The sequence below is a fragment of the Nostoc sp. DSM 114167 genome, from assembly GCF_052692655.1.
Window position 1 is genome coordinate 8,305,148 of sequence record NZ_CP195116.1, and the last position, 16,891, is coordinate 8,322,038.

Here is a 16,891-nt window from a genome sequence, read left to right on the forward strand (position 1 = left end):
AATTTTATCTTGCGTAAGATAGTTGAATTTATTCATGCCCACTGATTGAGATAAACTTAAGTGAATCAGCACAATTAATACTTTGGCTCAAGGGAATAGCACCATACCATCACTTGCATCCCAATTGCGAATCCAATACTAAAAAAAAGCTGAATTTTCTCTAAAGTATAATTTAACTTAACAAATTTTAATAAATATGGTTTCAGCATCGTATCACAATGTGTAAAGGCAAACGATGCAAAAACTTAAAATCATCACGACTAATAAGGATTTAAAGTCTCTATGTCCCCTACTTTGTCACTATGATGTAAAGTTTTTTAACATCTGCTGAATATCCTTCTCATAAAATTTAGTTGTTAACTGGGAGATAGTTTGAATGGCTTTTGGACCAGCATCACGATTAGGGGTCGCTCTATTTGAAGACACCGATCCCATCGATCTGTGGCCAAATCGCTCTAATGAGGATGTTGAAACCGTAATTAGAACTGTCTATAAACAAGTTCTAGGCAACGCTTATGTAATGGAGAGTGAGCGGCTTTCTGTTGCTGAATCCCAACTCAAACGGGGTGAAATTAGCGTTCGCGGGTTTGTGCGTCAAGTCGGGAAGTCGGAACTTTACCGTTCGCGGTTTTTTGATAACACCCCTCGTTATCGGGCGATTGAATTAAATTTCAGACATTTCCTTGGTCGTGCGCCATTGAATCTAGAAGAAACGCGTACACACAGCACTATTCTAGATACAAAGGGTTTTGAGGGTGAAATTGATTCTTATCTAGACAGCGACGAATACCAAGCAATTTTTGGGGAAAACATTGTGCCTTATATTCGGGGCTACAAAACCGAAGCTATTCAAGGTTTGGTTCAGTTTACCCACTTATTTCAACTGGTACGTGGTTCTTCTAGCAGCAGCCTGAAAGGTGACTTAGCTGGCAAACAACCAAAATTAAATAGTTTGCTAATTCAAAGCACACCTACTCCTGTGGTTTCACCAGCCAGCAAGGGCGCTACATTCCGCAACCCAACATCTACTCCTCGTACTCGTCAAGGTGTGGGATCTGGTGATGATGGTAAGGTATACCGGATTGAAGTTACTGGCTACAAAGCAAATGTGGTAAATAATATTTCCAAATTTCGCCGCAGTAACCAAGTCTTTTTCGTACCATACAATAAGCTTTCACAAGAGTATCAGCGGATTCACCAGCAGGGTGGCACGATCGCCAGTATTACCCCTGTCAACTAAAGAATAGAAATTGGGGATTTAAAGATTAGGGATTGGGAAATAATTTTGCTGTATTCAGTCTCTAATCTTTCAATCCCCAGTGCCCCTCGTTCTAGGATTTACGCAAAACTAAACGCGTTCAAGGGCAATACCTGCGGAAAGCCGCTTCTGAGCGAGACACTCCGCAAAGCTACCTTCCACCTAGAAGTATGCGTCTACATAAAATTGCCCTTACCTGAAAAGAATGATTTTCGGCTATTTTTTGCGTAAATCCCGATCGCTCAAAAGTTAGCCAAAGCGATCGCTAATCTGGAGTTTGACCAATTCCGCCGTCGGTTGTGATATACGAAGACATTTAACACACTTTCACAAACTAAAGTTTTACAAAAGCTAGTCAGTAGCAAAAATAACTGACAACTGATGAGAAATTCTATCTCTACAAGGGGTAGAATGCTCGGAAATTTAATTTAATTAGCGTTTTTCAGGAGATACTTCAATGTCACTTTGGGCAATTGATTCACCTACTGTTGAGTTGCGTCCGAACACCAGCGAAAGTGAATTACAAACACTGATTCGGGCAGTTTACAAACAGGTTTTGGGTAATGCTCACTTGTTAGAAAGTGAGCGACTAGCCACTGCTGAATCGCAATTGCGCGATCGCAAAATCAGCGTTCGCGAATTCGTCAACATAGTTGCCAAATCAGAACTTTATCAATCCCTGTTTTTCAACTCTTCTTCTCAGTACCGGTTCATTGAACTGAACTTCAAACATTTACTAGGACGCCCTCCTGCCGATCGAGCAGAAATTTCCGAACACGTCCGCATCTATAACGAACAGGGCTATGATGCTGAGATCGACTCCTATATCGATAGCAACGAATATCAGCAGAATTTTGGCGACAATATTGTTCCTTATGTTCGCAGCACAAGCTCCCAAATCGGAATTAAAAATGTTACCTTTAACCGCACCTTTAGCTTAGTCAGAGGATTCGCTAGCAGTGATAGCGATCGCAAAGCCAAACTAATCGGCGATATCGGTTCTAATTTACCCACAGCTATCAAGGCTCCCATAGCTGGTTCTAGTGTCAGCAGCACCGACAAACGCTTCTTGATTAAAGCTGTTAAAGGTGCAGGTAATCTCCGTACTCGTCTGGGCAACCTGGAATACGTAGTTAACTACAACCAACTGTCTGGACAAGTGCAAAACATTCATCGCACAGGCGGCAAAATTATCAGTATCACTGAAGTTGCTTAGATTTGTCTAAGTAGACTGGGGACAAGGGGACAAGGAGACTGGGGGACAAGGGGACAAAAGAAAACTCCTAACTCTTGGAAAGACTTGGGTTAATCGCGTCTCTACTCCTAACTCTTGTACAGACGCGATTAATCGCGTCTCTCCCCACTCCGCACTCCCAAATTCAGTTGTGGTCAAGGAGGTTAACATTATAGACTAAGAGAATAACTTTCTTTTTTGCCAAGATATCTCTTGGATTTTAAGCTACTTTTTAAAATCACTTTTCTAATGGAAATTACTGACTTTTTTGAACTTTCAATTGGACGATGGCGATCGCAGCGTAGCGCTCATCATTTAGCATTTGCCCACTTTGAAGAAGTATTGTCCAACATTGAAATTGAGTCTCTATCCATCGACGACCCAGCAGTGGTAGCAATCTGTCAATTGTATGACACTGAACCCGCCAATATCACTCACCCTTTTCGGATGACTTGGGAAGGTGAGTCAGACTGGGACGATAAACCAATCTCTGGCAGTACTGTACTAGTACCAATTCCCGATATCGAAAATTCTTCTAGAGGAAAACTACTGCGGGACAAAGGTTACGCTGAAACAATTCCAGCAGTAGCTAAATATCATTTGAGTGACGATGGTATTTTTACTCTGCTCACAGAGTATGAACTCGCTGCTGCTGAGGAGCGAATTTGGTTTGCTAACCCAAATCTCCGATTTCGGGTAGCGACGATTAAAACCAGTGATGGTAAAGGCGTGACTACAGCTTCCTTTTCTTCAGAGATTCGCTCTTTGTCTTCAACCAAATAGCAAATATCAGGTTAAAACATAAAAGGATACAATCTCCTAATTTATTTACGGGGATTTTATGCCGTGAATTTTGAATACTTCTCCTAGCGGAGAGGCTACGCCAACGACAAGCTCAGTACAAGTTTTGAATTTGGAGCGAAGCGACGTGACGATAGCGCCCAGCGAATCTAGCACTAACGCTAGCGATTTGCTCACCTTAGCCTGTTGGATGGCAGGAGATTTTAGCAACTACAAGCAATCTTTTGCAAATCCGCAACTTTACGCCCACATTCACATTTATTTTCGTCCTTTACCGATTGAATTTTTTTCTGGTATCGGTTTCTATTCTGAACAAGCTTATGACCACGATTTATGGACACCCTATCGTCAAGGAGTACATCGACTAGTCGATTTGGGCGATCGCATTTATATCGAAAATTACAGCTTGAAAGACCAGATGCTTTATGCAGGTGCAGCTCGTGAATTAGATATCCTCAAAACCATCACCCCAGAAAGTATCGAACGGCGTTATCACTGTTCAATGGTTTTCCAACGAGAAGGTGAAATGTTTCGAGGTAGTGTGGAACCAGGCAATCAATGTCTGATTCAACGCAATGGATGTCAGACATATCTTGTCAGCGAAGTAGAAATAACCGAGCGTACTTGGATAAGTCTAGATAAAGGTATGGATATTGAAACCCATAAGCAAATATGGGGATCTACTGCTGGGCCATTACAATTTGAAAAACGGGAGAGTTTTGCTGATGAATTACGTGCGGTGAGCGCCTGAAATGTTGATTCAGCTTGAATCTGTTAAAACCAAAATGTTGCCTCCACTGGCTGAAAAAAAAATGCGCTGCTGGATTCGCAGCCGCCATTTGATTTGTTCGGGTAATTTTTTTATCTTCGAGACATTAGAATATACAACGATTGAGAGATTCTCTGAGTGCGTTGCTTCTTTAGGAGGAACAGTAATATGCGTTGACCCGGTTAACAAAATTTGGATGGGCGATCATCGCCAAGTAATTTTATATCAGGCAAAAGCTAGTTTACATACACCTCATCATAATTTGAAACAATACTGGATCAAATACGGTGGTTTCTACACTAGATTTGATGAGCGTGCTTGAGAGTTACTATCCTGTAGAAATTATTCTGACAGGCGTTTATACTCTAATTCAAAATTAAGTTTTGAATTTTAAATACTCCCCAAGGGGGTTGACGGCTAATTATTAATGTCTAATTGCTAATTTCTCATCGTGATTAGCTGTTAGTTATTAATAGTTAGCCGTCCAAGTTTGTTAGAAAATGTAACTAAAAAAATCCCCAAAAGTTGATAAGTTAATATCAATAACCAGTAGACTTATTGCAGAAGTAGGGAAAAGGGTAAGGGATAAAGGGTAAAGGTATGGAATTTTATCTTACTCTTTAACCTTTAACTTTTCCCCAACATCAAGGCAAAAGTTACTTTTGCAAGATGTCTAGTAATTAGTAAATCTTAATTATGAACTGTTATGCCTTTGCATTTTAGTATTCCCACGCTGCTGCAGAAATTTTATTTTACTTGACAAATTAGTTCCTTTTACCCACAATAACCCAACTATGCAGACCTTCTTAGACGAAGCAACCAGACGACGCCAATATCAAGCATTTCCCCAAACAGAACCTATAGAACTGTGGAATACTGCTTCAGTTGATGACATTGAAATTGTAATTCGAGCAGTTTATCGGCAAGTGTTGGGTAATGCTTACATCATGGAAAGTGAGCGGCTCGTAGTTCCAGAATCCCAACTCAAGCAAGGCATAATTGATGTGCGTGAGTTTGTGCGTCAAGTTGCCAAATCAGAATTATATCGCTCTAGATTTTTTGATAACGTTTACCGCTACCGAGCAATTGAACTTAACTTCAAACACCTACTCGGCCGCGCTCCCGATGACTACTCTGAAACTAAATATCACAGCAACATTTTAGATGAGAAAGGTTTTGAAGCGGACATTGATTCTTATCTTGATAGCGACGAGTATCTAGAGGCCTTTGGCGAGAACATAGTGCCATATTACCGGGGTTATAAAACTCAAACGGGCAAAAAGATATTGGAATTTACCAATATGTTACAATTGCTTCGGAGCAATTCTAGCAGTGACAAGAATCTAGCATCGAATAATGAACCTCAACTGGTGCGATCGCTAATTACCAACGCTCCCTACGGTAGACAGAAACTCACGGATATTAGTGCATTGCTGGCTGAAATATTCAAGCCCAAGCCAGAAACTGCTGCTCCAGTTAATACATTTATTGCAGCTCCTACAGCAGCCGAGGAAAGCTTGCGGCAAAAGATTAAAGAGCAAGAAAGCCAGATTGCAACTTTGCAACAACAATTAGCAGACTTAAGACCATTTGCCAGCATCGGCACAACAAAATTTAGTAGTAGTTGGCAGTCTTCTAGTTTGCCCACTAGCACAGGAGAATATACATCTTTGCAACAGCAAGCTGACGCCCAAGAAAAACAGATTGCAGCTTTGCAAGAGCAAATTGCTGATGCTCGACGATCTGCGACAATTGGGGAAGCCCGGTTGAATAAATGGCGCAGTCGCGTTTTTAATGGCTAATTTCTCTAATATTTCTCTAATGTTTAGTTTTATCGGGTGGGTTAGGCAAGTTTAACTCACCCGTTTTTTACTGTATACATAATATAAAATCCAGACCTCGTTGGTGAATTCAAAATCAAACAAGCTAAAAGTCATTAGTCATTAGTCATTAGTCATTAGTCATTAGTCCTTTGTCATTTGTGTTTACCAAGGACAAAGGACAATTGACAAAGGACAACCTCACCAGTTGATGTGCTTTTCTTTTTGCGTAAAATCTTAAAGATTTCCTGATATTTTCCGAGTAAGCTTGAAACAACAAATAATCAGAAAGTGTCTGAATTATTGTTCTAATAGACTTACAACTTATGAAAAAAGCTATAATTTATCGATATCGTACTTATGGACTAGTTGGGTTAATATCCTTAAGCGCTGTATTAACTACATCTACATCTGCCTTAACACAATTGGCAGGCGATTCCCCAATTGGGCAAACTCCTATCCCTACTGCTAACTTAATCTGGCCAACTAAAGGGTTTATTTCTCAAGGCTTCCGCAAATATCAACACGAAGGCATTGATATTGCAGGGGAATCTGGAACTCCTGTTGTTGCTGCGGCATCCGGTACAGTTGTTAAAGCAGGTTGGGATAATTGGGGATTAGGAAATGCCATAACTATTAAACATCTCGATGGCAGCACTACTGTTTACGGCCACAATCGCCGTTTGTTGGTGAGCAAGGGTCAACAGGTTATTCAAGGTCAAATGATTGCTGAGATGGGATCTACAGGCAATAGTACAGCACCTCATCTGCACTTTGAAGTTCATCCAAATGGTCGAATAGCAGTTGACCCCCTTCGTTTGTTGACATCCGTAACTGCAAGTGTTGGCTTTGGTTCTAAAGTTCAGCCAGTGGATAACCAGAACCATCCAGTTTCGCCACCCCCAGTAGCAAATCAAGTTTCACCCTTACAGCAGCCAATTCCTATAGATTTTGCACCTGTAAGCACTGATACGAAATGTAATGGAATTAGTCTTATTGAAGGTGAAACTGCAAGCTATCGTGTAAAAGTCTGTAAAGAAAATGGTCAATTATTTTATATTGGGCAATTGAAGCAATCCCCAAGCAAGCCTATAAAGATATTAGCTTTAAATATTGGTAAAGACAGATATCGAGCAGATAATGGTAGTTTTTATTATTTAGTCACTCCACAAAGAGTTGAAGTTTGGCGAAATGGTAGTCAGATTCGTTCTGACAGTTTTTATAATTTAACGAAATCGCCTTGATATTCTTTCTACCTTAGTTAAATATCACTCTTTGCTATACCAGATTGTTAAAAACCTAACTACTACGCAGACTTTATTAGGACTTACGCACTGAAGCCTGAAACCCCGATCCCCCCTAACCCCCCTTAAAAAGGGCGGGAAGTCTAAAGCCCCCTTTTTAACGTAAGTTCGACAAACCTCTCCCTCCCAGCCTTCCTCTCCTTAAAGGAGAAGGAGGAGAACGAGTAAGGAGGGTTTTTGCTCCCCTCTCCTTGTAGGAGAGGGGCTGGGGGAGAGGTCAAAATAGCACTCGTCGAACTCACGTCTTTTTAAGGGGGTTGGGGGATCTGAGTGCGTAACTCCTATTTATTTCGCTTAAACTCAGGTTTTGAACCGCTTTGATATCCCCTGCCTACCACAGGTTCAGACAGGGGATATTACAGCAATCAATTGAAGAAGAATGCAGAATTCAGAATTCTGACTCTTGAATTCTGTTCAATAAAACTTTCAGTTTAAATACACTTGCTAAAAGTTAAGTGTTAATTGAAGCAAGTGGTTGAGAGCCATTTGGCACAGAGCCATTATTTAGGATAGGCTGACGAGTTTTCAGATCAAATTTGAAGCCATGTGGCAAAATATGAAGCTTTGCTCCACAAATCGCCAAAGACTCATCCTTCAAAATTTCGCCCATATTGTTATATGTAGCTTCTGATTCATCAACAATCGTAACCGCACCTTCACCAATTACTTCAACTTGGTTATCTACCACTACCATAGCGGTATTTTCATCAATCCCAAATCCCAAGACAGCAGGCTGTAGTATCAAAGCTGATATTAAACGTCCCAAGCGTCCTCGTTGGGAAAAATGCTGGTCAATTACTACCCCTGGTAAAAATCCCATACCTGGGCCCATTTCGACAGTTTCAATCCGAGGATGTGTTTCTGAGTCGCCTTCCACAATCATTACGTCTGGCATTACAGCAGCTCCGGCGCTTGTGCCTGCAATAACTGCGCCTTCAGAAAAGCGTTGGTGAATAGCCGTATCGATTTCGGTATCTTTGAGAATGCTGGTAATACGAGCTTGGTCTCCCCCTGTAAAAAACACCCCAGTTGCTTTACTAATAGCTTCCAATGCGGTAGATGAAGCTGCATCTTCACGGGTTTCTGTATCAATAATGCGAACAGTTTCGGCTCCCAGGCGCTCAAACACTCTGATGTAATTTTCTCCCACTTCTCTTGGTAGTTCTGTGGCTGCTGTCAGAATTACAATATATGCCTTTGTGCCTCCAGCGCGTCTTACAAAGTCCCGCAAAATTACGGAATCACCCTCTTTATCTTCGGCTCCCCCAATAATTACTAACTGCTTTTTGATATTACTTTCAACCATGATGCCCCCTGGGATTTGAGTTAATAAATTTCACTAAAACATGACAATTCAATGTATCAAATCATCCCTTTGATAGATTACTTGATAAAAGTAGGGTTAACATTTGCGTAGACGCATACCCATACGGGGATCTTGCTATGCAAAGCGTCTATCTGCGACACGCTGTTCGCGTTCGTACAGAAGCGGCTTGTCGTTAGACATCGCAATTAGACCAAAGTACTCTTCTGAAAAATTATTAATTTTCCAGTTGCTAAATAAAATCTACAACATCAACTGCCTCTAGAAGTATTTTCTAGAGGCATTTTTGGCTATATTGCTAATGGTCGATTGGAGATTTATCGGGCGATGTAAGTAATTGGTATTGACCCTAGCTGGATGCAAATAGATGTCTGATGGCAAGTCCTAATGAACTTGACTTTTGTAAAGCAAGTTAGTTAAGAAAAAACGTGCTTGTTCGAGTGGGAGATGCCTGGGTTTGCCTTGGTAGACAATTTGATATTCATTCATGTCTGGGCCATCTCCATGTCCAGAGATCAGCTTTTGGTGAAAAGCTTCGTCAGCCAGTTCTCGAATTTCATCTCTTAGAGCAGCTTGTGTGCTATTCATACTTTGCTGTCTTTTTATACTGTCTTTTTAATGCCCTACATCTATTTATACAATTTTTAGATGAGTGTTGTACCTTTCAAAGGTTATATCTTCAATTATTCATGAGGATGAATTGACTGTTCTTGGTTCCTGACAGAAGATTGAAGATTTAATTATGCCTTAAGATAGTTAAAAATGCTTAGTAATAAAGTTAACGTGGGTTCTGATTAGCTCAGTGGCAAAGCCATTACTCTCCAAAATTAACCTGAGTCAATTTACAATCAATAAGTCTGAGTAACTACAACTCAGCATTAAAAATTCAGGGTGTTTAGCCGAAGGTTCGTAATCAATGGTTCTACAAAAAAGCAGTGAATTAGTCCGCATTAATGCTAGAAGAACGGATGTATTCGATATTTTCAACTTCAAGCATTACCTTGGCCCCAACCCTTATTTAAATGTAGGGGCGCTAGCATTTGATTTTGCTCTAATTGACTCTAGAGAGCCTTTACCCATTGAAGATTATATTGCCAGCATTGGCGATCGCTATCCAAATCTTCGCGATCAGACCTACGAATCTTATGCCCATCTCTTTGCCCAAGTTGTCTCCGAAGCCGGAAAATTGGACATGGATTTACACCTTAACCGCTGGAGTGTGAAGCCATATCCAAATCTCACCCGGATTAGCATCCAATCACTACACGAACGCACAACTAGAGAGGTAATTTACTTTGTTTGGGACTGGTTTGAAGCCATTACCCAAGACGAAGACTTTGCCTTTGATGAACAACTGGTAAGACTGCAAGATAGATTTCGCGCATCTGTCTACGGAGGCCCCACGGTTTATGCCCTATTGCGAACAGCTTATGAAAAAGGTATTCCCGCCTTTTATTTATGGGAAGAAGGATTGATGCAATACGGTTTAGGAAAAAAACACGTCCGGGGGGTAGCAACAACATTTAACTGTGATAGCCATCTAGATTCCGAGTTTACTACCCGCAAAGATGATTGTAAGGCATTTTTGAAAACCTTGGGTTTCCCAGTGCCTGAAGGTAGCATTGTCTTTACCGAGAAAGAAGCCTTGGCAGCAGCAAGAGAAATTGGCTACCCAGTGGCAGTTAAGCCAGTGATAGGTCACAAAGGAATTGGCGTTACGGCTGATGTGCAAGACTCAAAAGAACTGATATCTGCTTATAATCGGTCACTGGCAGCGATTCCCGAAAATCAGCAAACCCGAATAATTGTTGAGAAAAGCATCTCAGGATCGGATTTTCGGATGTTGTGTGTCAATGGTCGATTCGTCGCCGCCACAGAACGCCGTCCCGCATCAGTTGTGGGTGATGGGTATTTAACGCTTGCAGAGTTAATTCGCGAAGAGAACCGCAAACCTGCACGTTTAGACACGCCAACCTCGCCGATGAGTAAAATTCAGATCGATGAAGCGATGGAACTCTACCTAGAGGAACAGCGTTTATCATTAGACAGCGTGATTGAGAAAGGACGCACTGTTTACCTGCGTAAAGTTGCCAATCTTTCAGCTGGAGGTATGAGCATTGATGCAACCTCAACAGTTCATGCTGACAATATTATCTTGGCGCAAGATATTGCCCAACATTTCCAACTGACTTGTCTGGGAATTGATGTGATTACCAAAAGTCTTGCAGAATCTTGGAAATCCAGTAACTTTGCTATCTTGGAAATCAATGCTGCACCAGGTGTTTTAATGCATCTTAAACCTTCTGTTGGTGAAAGTGTTGATGTACCTTCTCATATTTTAGAAACCTTTTTTGAGTCGGGTACGGATGCCAGGATACCAATTATGACCTTTAACAAAATCTCAGTTGAAGAACTGCAAGCAACGATTGACCATATCCTTTTGCAAAATCCCAACTGGACAATAGGTGCTGTTTGTCGTGATGCCGTTTTTGTGAATCGCTCGAAAAAAGTATTAAGCAAAGATTACAACAGTAATGTTCAAACTTTGCTACGTCATCCCAAACTTGATTTGCTAATTGCCGAGTATTCTGAAGAAATCCTCGAAGAACAGGGCATATTTTACCAAAATAGTAATATCGTAGTTTTGGATAATCCCACCGAAACTGAGATGATTTTGGCGCGAGATGTTTTTGATGGTTCGACTGTGGTGATTAAAAAAGGCAACGATATTTCTATTCGTCGCAAAGGGTTAATTGAAGATTATACTTTGGGTGAAGATGAACCATTTACACGGGTTTATTTGAAGGAAACTGGAGCAATTTTGTAAGTGAAGTAAATAGCGAATGGGGCAGGGGAGCAGGGGAGCAGGGGAGCAGGGGAGTAGAGGAGAAAGTTGCAGTAAGTTTTTACCCTCTGCCCCTTTGCTTCTTCCCATGCCCAATTTACAGTTCAACCTTCCAATGCTGGCGAGATTAAAGCTGTTTACGGACGCGATCGCTTCTATTATGGATGGAACAAACAAGTCAAATCCTCTTCTCTTCTGCCTCCTGCCTCCTGCCTCCTGCCTCCTGCCTTGTTTTTTAGGAGAATGCCTAGAGTCAGCTAAACTAAAGAAGAAATTGCTTAAGAAGTTTTAATAATTCTGCTGTTATGAGTACTGCACCTGTTAATTCTCCCGAAAAACCGGAATCTACATTCGGGAAACGTCTGAGAAACTTCTTAATTGTAATGGTAGCGATCGCACTTAGCGTTTCTCTGGTCTTAGGATTGCGAACTGAAACAACCTCGGCAACTCTAGCTAAGTTAAGCGAGACTTCCACACCTTTAGAAGTAGCAATCAGCAATGGCAAACCATCTTTAGTCGAGTTTTATGCTGATTGGTGTACTGTCTGCCAAAAAATGGCACCAGATATCACTCAACTAGAAACAGAGTATGCTGACAAGATGAATTTTGTCATGCTGAATGTAGATAATACTAAGTGGCTGCCGGAAATGCTGAGATATCGGGTGGATGGAATTCCCCATTTTGTATTTTTGAGTCAGCAAGGAGAAACCATAGCCCAAGCCATCGGCGATCAACCCCGGACGATTATGGCTAGTAATTTAGAAGCTTTGGTTACTGGTTCTTCTCTGCCTTATGCTCAAGCTAGCGGCAAAGTTTCCAAATTTTCAGCTCCAGTAGCACCAACGGCGAATCAAGACGATCCCCGCAGTCATGGGAGCCAGGTGGTAAATTAAAATAATTCGTAATACTTCGGCTACGCCCTTCTCTACGAGAGGCTGCGCCAACGACTACGCTCAGGACAAGCTCAGTACAAGTTCGTAATTCGTAGTTAAAGACTGTTATGTAATGGGATATTTTATGTAAGAGATTGCCGCTTGAGACGCTTTTGAGCATACATTAATTTGTCAGACCTGGCGATTAGTTGTTCTAGTGACATATTGCTCTCTGGTGAGTAACGCTCTATGCCGATACTCATCGAAAGTTTATAGCTACGGTTTTGCTGTTGATTAAAGTTAGCGATATTTGTTTGTAGACGCGCTTGGATAGTATCAGCGTCCTTAAAGTAGCTTGAGATGAAAACAATGAACTCATCCCCACCCAAACGGGCAACAATATCTGAGTTCCGAAAACTTTGCTTAAGTAATCGACCAGCATCAATAATCAAGGCATCTCCCATGTCATGACCAAGGGTGTCGTTAACCTGTTTTAGTCCATCTAAATCAATGAAGATAACCCAGCAAAACACTTTCATGCGGTGAGCAATTTTCAACTGCTGTGCAGCCATCAGCAAGAATGCACGTCGGTTATGCAAACCTGTTAGTTCATCTGTCAGCGATAACTGTCTTCCTTCGATCTCTGCTTGTTTGCGGTAGCGAACTTCCTGAATGAGTTCTATTTGAGCGATATCGCTTGACGACTTAGACGGCGCAGTGCATCTAACTGCTGATAACTTAAGTGATGAGGAATGGTATCTAGAACACACAACGTCCCAATTGGAAAACCATCAGGCGTAATTAAAGGAACACCAGCATAAAAACGAATTTTGGGATTACCTTTGACTAAGGGATTGTTATTAAAGCGATCGTCTTTAAGGGCGTTAGGAACCACTAATATTTCCTCTGGTTGTAGAATGGCATAGGAACAAAAAGACCCATCTCTGGCTATTTCGCTGCTTTCTAGTCCAAGCTTAGATTTAAACCATTGGCGATCGCTATCAACTAAGCTAATTAAAGCAATTGGAGTCTTACAAATGTAGGCAGCGATCGCAGTTAGGTCATCAAATGCTTGTTCGGGTAGGGTATCTAGAATATTGTAGTCTGCCAGCGCTTTGAGCCTTTGTGCTTCATTGTCAGGTAGAGGAACAGGTTGGGTTTTCACAGATGAGTGTCTACGCCTTAGCCAGGAAAGTCTAAGACATTGTAAATTTTGAAACAACCGCAGTACTACCTCTCCAGCTACAAAGCTGGGTAACATAAATATCTCTGCAACAAAAATCAACATTCGGTTGAATATACAGAAATATTTTATTACATGATGTTCTTCATGCCTTTGGTTTGCTCTGTTGTTCATGTCACCCTAACTTTCCCTGTGCAAATTCCTTAAGTATCTAGATACTTACAAGGTCTTTTGCCCAAAGAAATCTTAAAAAATATCAATATTCGCAAAAAATTATCAAAACTTATTATGTTGTTAAAGTTCTTTATCATGAATTAATGTTTTTGATACCATTAATTTGTTTATATCTACGTGAGTTCCGAGGATTAGAAACGGATTAGGAGAACTTCTTCTCATAATTTGCTTAAGCGATGTCTACGATGGGCTACGCCTACGCTTAACTTTGCAGCACAGTTTTGCTCATCTCTGCACGCTTACGCAAATATGATACGTATTTTAGAAGAAGTGGTAGACCGTCCCTCCTTACCAAGGGCAGCTACGGTGTATACACAAGTCTGAAATAGCTGAGAAATACACGGTTTTACCCCACCCTAACCCTCCCCGTATGTATTGGTGAGGGAACAAGATTTCTTATTTCCCCCCTTGATAAGGGGGGATTAAGGGGGGTAATTCGACTTATGTATACACCGTAGCCGATATATTGGGGAGGGAACTAGATTCCTGTTTCCCCCCAATACATCGGGGGGATTAAGGGGGTCAGAAGGATTTGTATATACACGGTAGACCAAGGCAGGGGATTAAAACGATCTTAAATTGTCACGAATGATTTAGGACTGCTATATAAGCAACAGATACCTCGAAGTCGTTTTGAGGTACTCCAAAGTCGTTTCGAGGTACTCCAAAGTCGTTTCGAGGTACTCCAAAGTCGTTTCGAGGTACTCCAAAGTCGTTTCGAGGTACTCCAAAGTCGTTTCGAGGTACTTCAAAGTCGTTTTGAGGTACTCCAAAGTCGTTTCGAGGTACTTCAAAGTCGTTTTGAGGTACTCCAAAGTCGTTTTGAGGTACTTAAAAGTCGTTTTGAGGTACTCCAAACTTTATCGCACCGCGATCGAGTACACAGGTGCGTAGGCGTAGCCCACACTTCGACTTGGCTCAGTGACCATCGTAGGCATCGCTTTCATAAATTTTCACAAACAAATCAATTGCTTGACTTTTAAGACAGTCGCTACATTAATAGATTTTATTACAAGTAAGTAGGTCGGTAAAATAAAACCAAACTATATTAACAAAAATGAACGAGGCTAAAATCCTCTTCCCTCCTGCCAACTGAGCCTCCAGCAAGACTGCCTTATCCCAATGAAAAATATTTACGCCTACCTACTTAATCACCCGAACTTGATATAATTAGCTGGACACGATCTAAGATGCTAAATTCTCGAACGCGGTGGAATAATTTTCTCTACCTAGACTAATTTCCCGCATTACATTAAGCTCAAACTACTCTTTATACGACTCTAAAATTCCACTGCGAATCATTAGTTGTGGCCAAAACAACACAAAAAATGCCATCCACGTTCCTATTGGGATGGAAACGAGAACTGTTAGCCAGATAGTTTTAAATAGTAACCAGCTACCACCAATCAGTGTTACACCTGTGAGAACTATAGACCAGGGTTGACACCACCAAGGTTTGTAGTTCCAAGGATTTATGGGCTTTTGTTCAGACATTAGTTTTATTTAGTCAAACTCCAAATATTCTTTTAATAATTATGAATTGTTTTGCCAGATTAAGTTTTATCGTACTCTATTTTGCCATAGTCAAGTTTGATAATTCGGTCTGCTAAATGAAAATAGCGATCGTCATGGCTAATTACCAGTACTGTTTTGCCCCGCGATCGCATTTCTGGGAGAAGTTGAGTGTAGAATATTTCTTTGAATACTGGATCTTGATCGGCTGCCCACTCATCAAACAGATAAATTGGTCGATCTTCCAAGTAGGCTGTGAGTAAAGCTAGCCGTTTTCGTTGTCCTTGAGAAAGAGCAGTGGTAGAAAGTTGTCCATTCTCAACTTTCACCTTATGGTCTAGTTGCAGTTTTTGTAAATATTTTCTGGCTTGAGCATCCAAGTAAGAATTTTTTAATCCTAAAAGTTCTTCAAATAAATAAAAGTCGGAAAACACCACGGAAAAATGCTGGCGATACCATTCTCGATTCTCTTCGCTAATTAACTCATCATCAAACCAGATTTCGCCGTTTTCTGGGATATAAAGCCCAGTAATTAATTTAGCTAATGTAGATTTACCGCTACCATTACCGCCAACAATAAAGACTAATTCTTGAGGATAAAGTGTTAGATCGACGGGGCCAAAAATAAAGCTATTGTCTTCTTGCTCTGTGTAGTAAGTGTGGGTGACACCTTGAATTTTTAACCTCTGCCAGTCAGATTTCAGAGCAGGTGGAACAGTGGATATTTCAGTTCGACTAGCTAGAGATAAACCCAGCGATTCGATTTTTTGTAAAGCAATGCTAGCTTTGCTTAATAGAGGAAGTTTACTAATGATGTTATCCATTGGTAACACCAAGTAAGTGAAGGTCAAAATGTAGCCAGAGAGAGTTTCGGGATTGATAGTAAGCAGATTAGGCAACACGAATAATACAAAACCGAGAGCAAAAAAGAATATGAGTTGACCCCAACTTGAAGTTATGGCAAAAAGGCTTAGACCGTTAACGTTGTGATTGCGAAAATCGTTAGCAGTTGATTGTAATTTTTCTTCTAAAAAGTCTTCACGTCGCTTGTAATTTAGTTTAAGTTCCTTGACTCCTTCGGTAATGGTGCGAAAATCTTTAAACAACCGATCTTCATCTTCACGAGCTAAAGTAAGTAATTTACCGCCTCTGTTGAGTAGCCATTGACAACTAGCGATCGCAACTACTGAAATCCCACAAACCATCAACAATACTAACCAAGAGAGCCAGGTTATATATGTTATACAACCCAGGACGATCGCTAAATTAATAAAGATAAAAGGCATCTGATAAACAGCATTAGCCACCGCCTGAATATCTTCTGTTAAAGTAGCCAATAATCGAGGATTCCCTAAGCGTTCTAGATGACTCAACTCGGAAGCGAGAATCTGACGACTTAAACGCATCCGTAATTGCAAGACTGCATTCTGAGAAAGGCGAATCAGCATCACTTGAGAAACGATACTGGTAATTAGTGCAACTATAGCCAGCCCCGCAAAACCCCAGATTATCGATGTGAGGCGGGAAGCATTACCGCTACTTGCAGCATGGCTAATTAAGGCAATCAAGCCAGCACTACTACCGCCACTCAAAAATCCGGTAGCGATCGCGATCGCCACCATCCCCCACGAAGAACGCAAAAGAAAGTAAATCAAATTCATGACAGATGCCTATACCCAGTTGGACACAACAAAAAATGAAAATCTCTCTTTTTATGTCCCATGCGCGATTTCCA

The 16,891-nt window shown here is 41.0% G+C and carries 15 protein-coding genes; 9 read left to right on the forward strand and 6 right to left on the reverse strand.

Annotated elements, in window-relative coordinates:
• Positions 1-376 precede the first annotated feature (376 nt).
• From NSTC731_RS35075 to NSTC731_RS35105, 7 genes are all read left to right on the forward strand, one after another.
• Entirely contained in the window at positions 377-1,240 is an 864-nt protein-coding gene (locus NSTC731_RS35075) for a phycobilisome rod-core linker polypeptide (protein WP_445628967.1), read from the forward strand.
• 475 nt (positions 1,241-1,715) lie between these two features.
• Positions 1,716-2,474: a phycobilisome rod-core linker polypeptide gene (locus NSTC731_RS35080; protein ID WP_445628968.1), complete on the forward strand. Its 759-nt coding sequence runs from the start codon at positions 1,716-1,718 to the stop codon at positions 2,472-2,474.
• Between the two features lie 267 nt (positions 2,475-2,741).
• On the forward strand, positions 2,742-3,275 hold the full coding sequence (locus tag NSTC731_RS35085) for a phycobiliprotein lyase (RefSeq protein ID WP_445628969.1): 534 nt from the start codon (positions 2,742-2,744) through the stop codon (positions 3,273-3,275).
• Between the two features lie 145 nt (positions 3,276-3,420).
• Positions 3,421-4,044: a chromophore lyase CpcT/CpeT gene (locus NSTC731_RS35090; protein WP_445628970.1), complete on the forward strand. Its 624-nt coding sequence runs from the start codon at positions 3,421-3,423 to the stop codon at positions 4,042-4,044.
• Between the two features lies 1 nt (position 4,045).
• On the forward strand, positions 4,046-4,384 hold the full coding sequence (locus tag NSTC731_RS35095; protein ID WP_445628971.1) for a CpeR family transcriptional regulator: 339 nt from the start codon (positions 4,046-4,048) through the stop codon (positions 4,382-4,384).
• 472 nt (positions 4,385-4,856) lie between these two features.
• Entirely contained in the window at positions 4,857-5,864 is a 1,008-nt protein-coding gene (locus tag NSTC731_RS35100; protein WP_445628972.1) for a phycobilisome rod-core linker polypeptide, read from the forward strand.
• 344 nt (positions 5,865-6,208) lie between these two features.
• Positions 6,209-7,126 carry a M23 family metallopeptidase gene (locus tag NSTC731_RS35105; RefSeq protein WP_445628973.1) on the forward strand — a complete coding sequence of 306 codons (918 nt, stop codon included), beginning with the start codon at positions 6,209-6,211 and terminating at the stop codon, positions 7,124-7,126.
• Between the two features lie 511 nt (positions 7,127-7,637).
• Here the strand turns inward: NSTC731_RS35105 and NSTC731_RS35110 are convergent.
• Entirely contained in the window at positions 7,638-8,492 is an 855-nt protein-coding gene (locus tag NSTC731_RS35110) for a cyanophycinase (RefSeq protein WP_445628974.1), read from the reverse strand.
• Positions 8,493-8,894: 402 nt separating this feature from the next.
• Positions 8,895-9,098: a hypothetical protein gene (locus NSTC731_RS35115; RefSeq protein ID WP_445628975.1), complete on the reverse strand. Its 204-nt coding sequence runs from the start codon at positions 9,096-9,098 to the stop codon at positions 8,895-8,897.
• A gap of 328 nt (positions 9,099-9,426) precedes the next feature.
• Between NSTC731_RS35115 and NSTC731_RS35120 the strand changes: the two genes are divergently transcribed.
• Positions 9,427-11,337 carry an ATP-binding protein gene (locus NSTC731_RS35120; RefSeq protein WP_445628976.1) on the forward strand — a complete coding sequence of 637 codons (1,911 nt, stop codon included), beginning with the start codon at positions 9,427-9,429 and terminating at the stop codon, positions 11,335-11,337.
• A 323-nt stretch (positions 11,338-11,660) separates the two neighbouring features.
• The gene (locus NSTC731_RS35125) at positions 11,661-12,248 is read left to right on the forward strand and encodes a thioredoxin family protein (RefSeq protein ID WP_445628977.1); all 588 of its coding nucleotides are present in this window, start codon (positions 11,661-11,663) and stop codon (positions 12,246-12,248) included.
• A 122-nt stretch (positions 12,249-12,370) separates the two neighbouring features.
• Here the strand turns inward: NSTC731_RS35125 and NSTC731_RS35130 are convergent, their stop codons facing one another.
• The 4 genes from NSTC731_RS35130 to NSTC731_RS35145 all read right to left on the reverse strand — a co-directional run bounded on the left by NSTC731_RS35130 (position 12,371) and on the right by NSTC731_RS35145 (position 16,817).
• Complete coding sequence (locus tag NSTC731_RS35130) at positions 12,371-12,997, reverse strand: GGDEF domain-containing protein (protein ID WP_445628978.1); 627 nt, start codon at positions 12,995-12,997, stop codon at positions 12,371-12,373.
• The gene (locus NSTC731_RS35135; RefSeq protein ID WP_445628979.1) at positions 12,907-13,584 is read right to left on the reverse strand and encodes a GAF domain-containing protein; all 678 of its coding nucleotides are present in this window, start codon (positions 13,582-13,584) and stop codon (positions 12,907-12,909) included. The genes NSTC731_RS35130 and NSTC731_RS35135 overlap by 91 nt, the downstream gene beginning before the upstream one ends.
• 1,323 nt (positions 13,585-14,907) lie before the next feature.
• The gene (locus NSTC731_RS35140) at positions 14,908-15,138 is read right to left on the reverse strand and encodes a DUF6737 family protein (protein ID WP_099099524.1); all 231 of its coding nucleotides are present in this window, start codon (positions 15,136-15,138) and stop codon (positions 14,908-14,910) included.
• A gap of 59 nt (positions 15,139-15,197) precedes the next feature.
• Complete coding sequence (locus NSTC731_RS35145; RefSeq protein WP_445628980.1) at positions 15,198-16,817, reverse strand: cyclic peptide export ABC transporter; 1,620 nt, start codon at positions 16,815-16,817, stop codon at positions 15,198-15,200.
• Positions 16,818-16,891: the final 74 nt, after the last annotated feature.

Excerpts from the sequence above, each read along its gene's own strand:
- NSTC731_RS35105 (WP_445628973.1), top strand. The coding sequence starts at position 6,209 with ATGAAAAAAGCTATAATTTATCGATATCGTACTTATGGACTAGTTGGG.
- NSTC731_RS35140 (WP_099099524.1), bottom strand. The coding sequence starts at position 15,138 with ATGTCTGAACAAAAGCCCATAAATCCTTGGAACTACAAACCTTGGTGG.
- NSTC731_RS35120 (WP_445628976.1), top strand. The coding sequence starts at position 9,427 with ATGGTTCTACAAAAAAGCAGTGAATTAGTCCGCATTAATGCTAGAAGA.
- NSTC731_RS35110 (WP_445628974.1), bottom strand. The coding sequence starts at position 8,492 with ATGGTTGAAAGTAATATCAAAAAGCAGTTAGTAATTATTGGGGGAGCC.
- NSTC731_RS35095 (WP_445628971.1), top strand. The coding sequence starts at position 4,046 with ATGTTGATTCAGCTTGAATCTGTTAAAACCAAAATGTTGCCTCCACTG.
- NSTC731_RS35115 (WP_445628975.1), bottom strand. The coding sequence starts at position 9,098 with ATGAATAGCACACAAGCTGCTCTAAGAGATGAAATTCGAGAACTGGCT.
- NSTC731_RS35080 (WP_445628968.1), top strand. The coding sequence starts at position 1,716 with ATGTCACTTTGGGCAATTGATTCACCTACTGTTGAGTTGCGTCCGAAC.
- NSTC731_RS35075 (WP_445628967.1), top strand. The coding sequence starts at position 377 with ATGGCTTTTGGACCAGCATCACGATTAGGGGTCGCTCTATTTGAAGAC.
- NSTC731_RS35135 (WP_445628979.1), bottom strand. The coding sequence starts at position 13,584 with ATGAACAACAGAGCAAACCAAAGGCATGAAGAACATCATGTAATAAAA.
- NSTC731_RS35125 (WP_445628977.1), top strand. The coding sequence starts at position 11,661 with ATGAGTACTGCACCTGTTAATTCTCCCGAAAAACCGGAATCTACATTC.
- NSTC731_RS35100 (WP_445628972.1), top strand. The coding sequence starts at position 4,857 with ATGCAGACCTTCTTAGACGAAGCAACCAGACGACGCCAATATCAAGCA.
- NSTC731_RS35145 (WP_445628980.1), bottom strand. The coding sequence starts at position 16,817 with ATGAATTTGATTTACTTTCTTTTGCGTTCTTCGTGGGGGATGGTGGCG.
- NSTC731_RS35085 (WP_445628969.1), top strand. The coding sequence starts at position 2,742 with ATGGAAATTACTGACTTTTTTGAACTTTCAATTGGACGATGGCGATCG.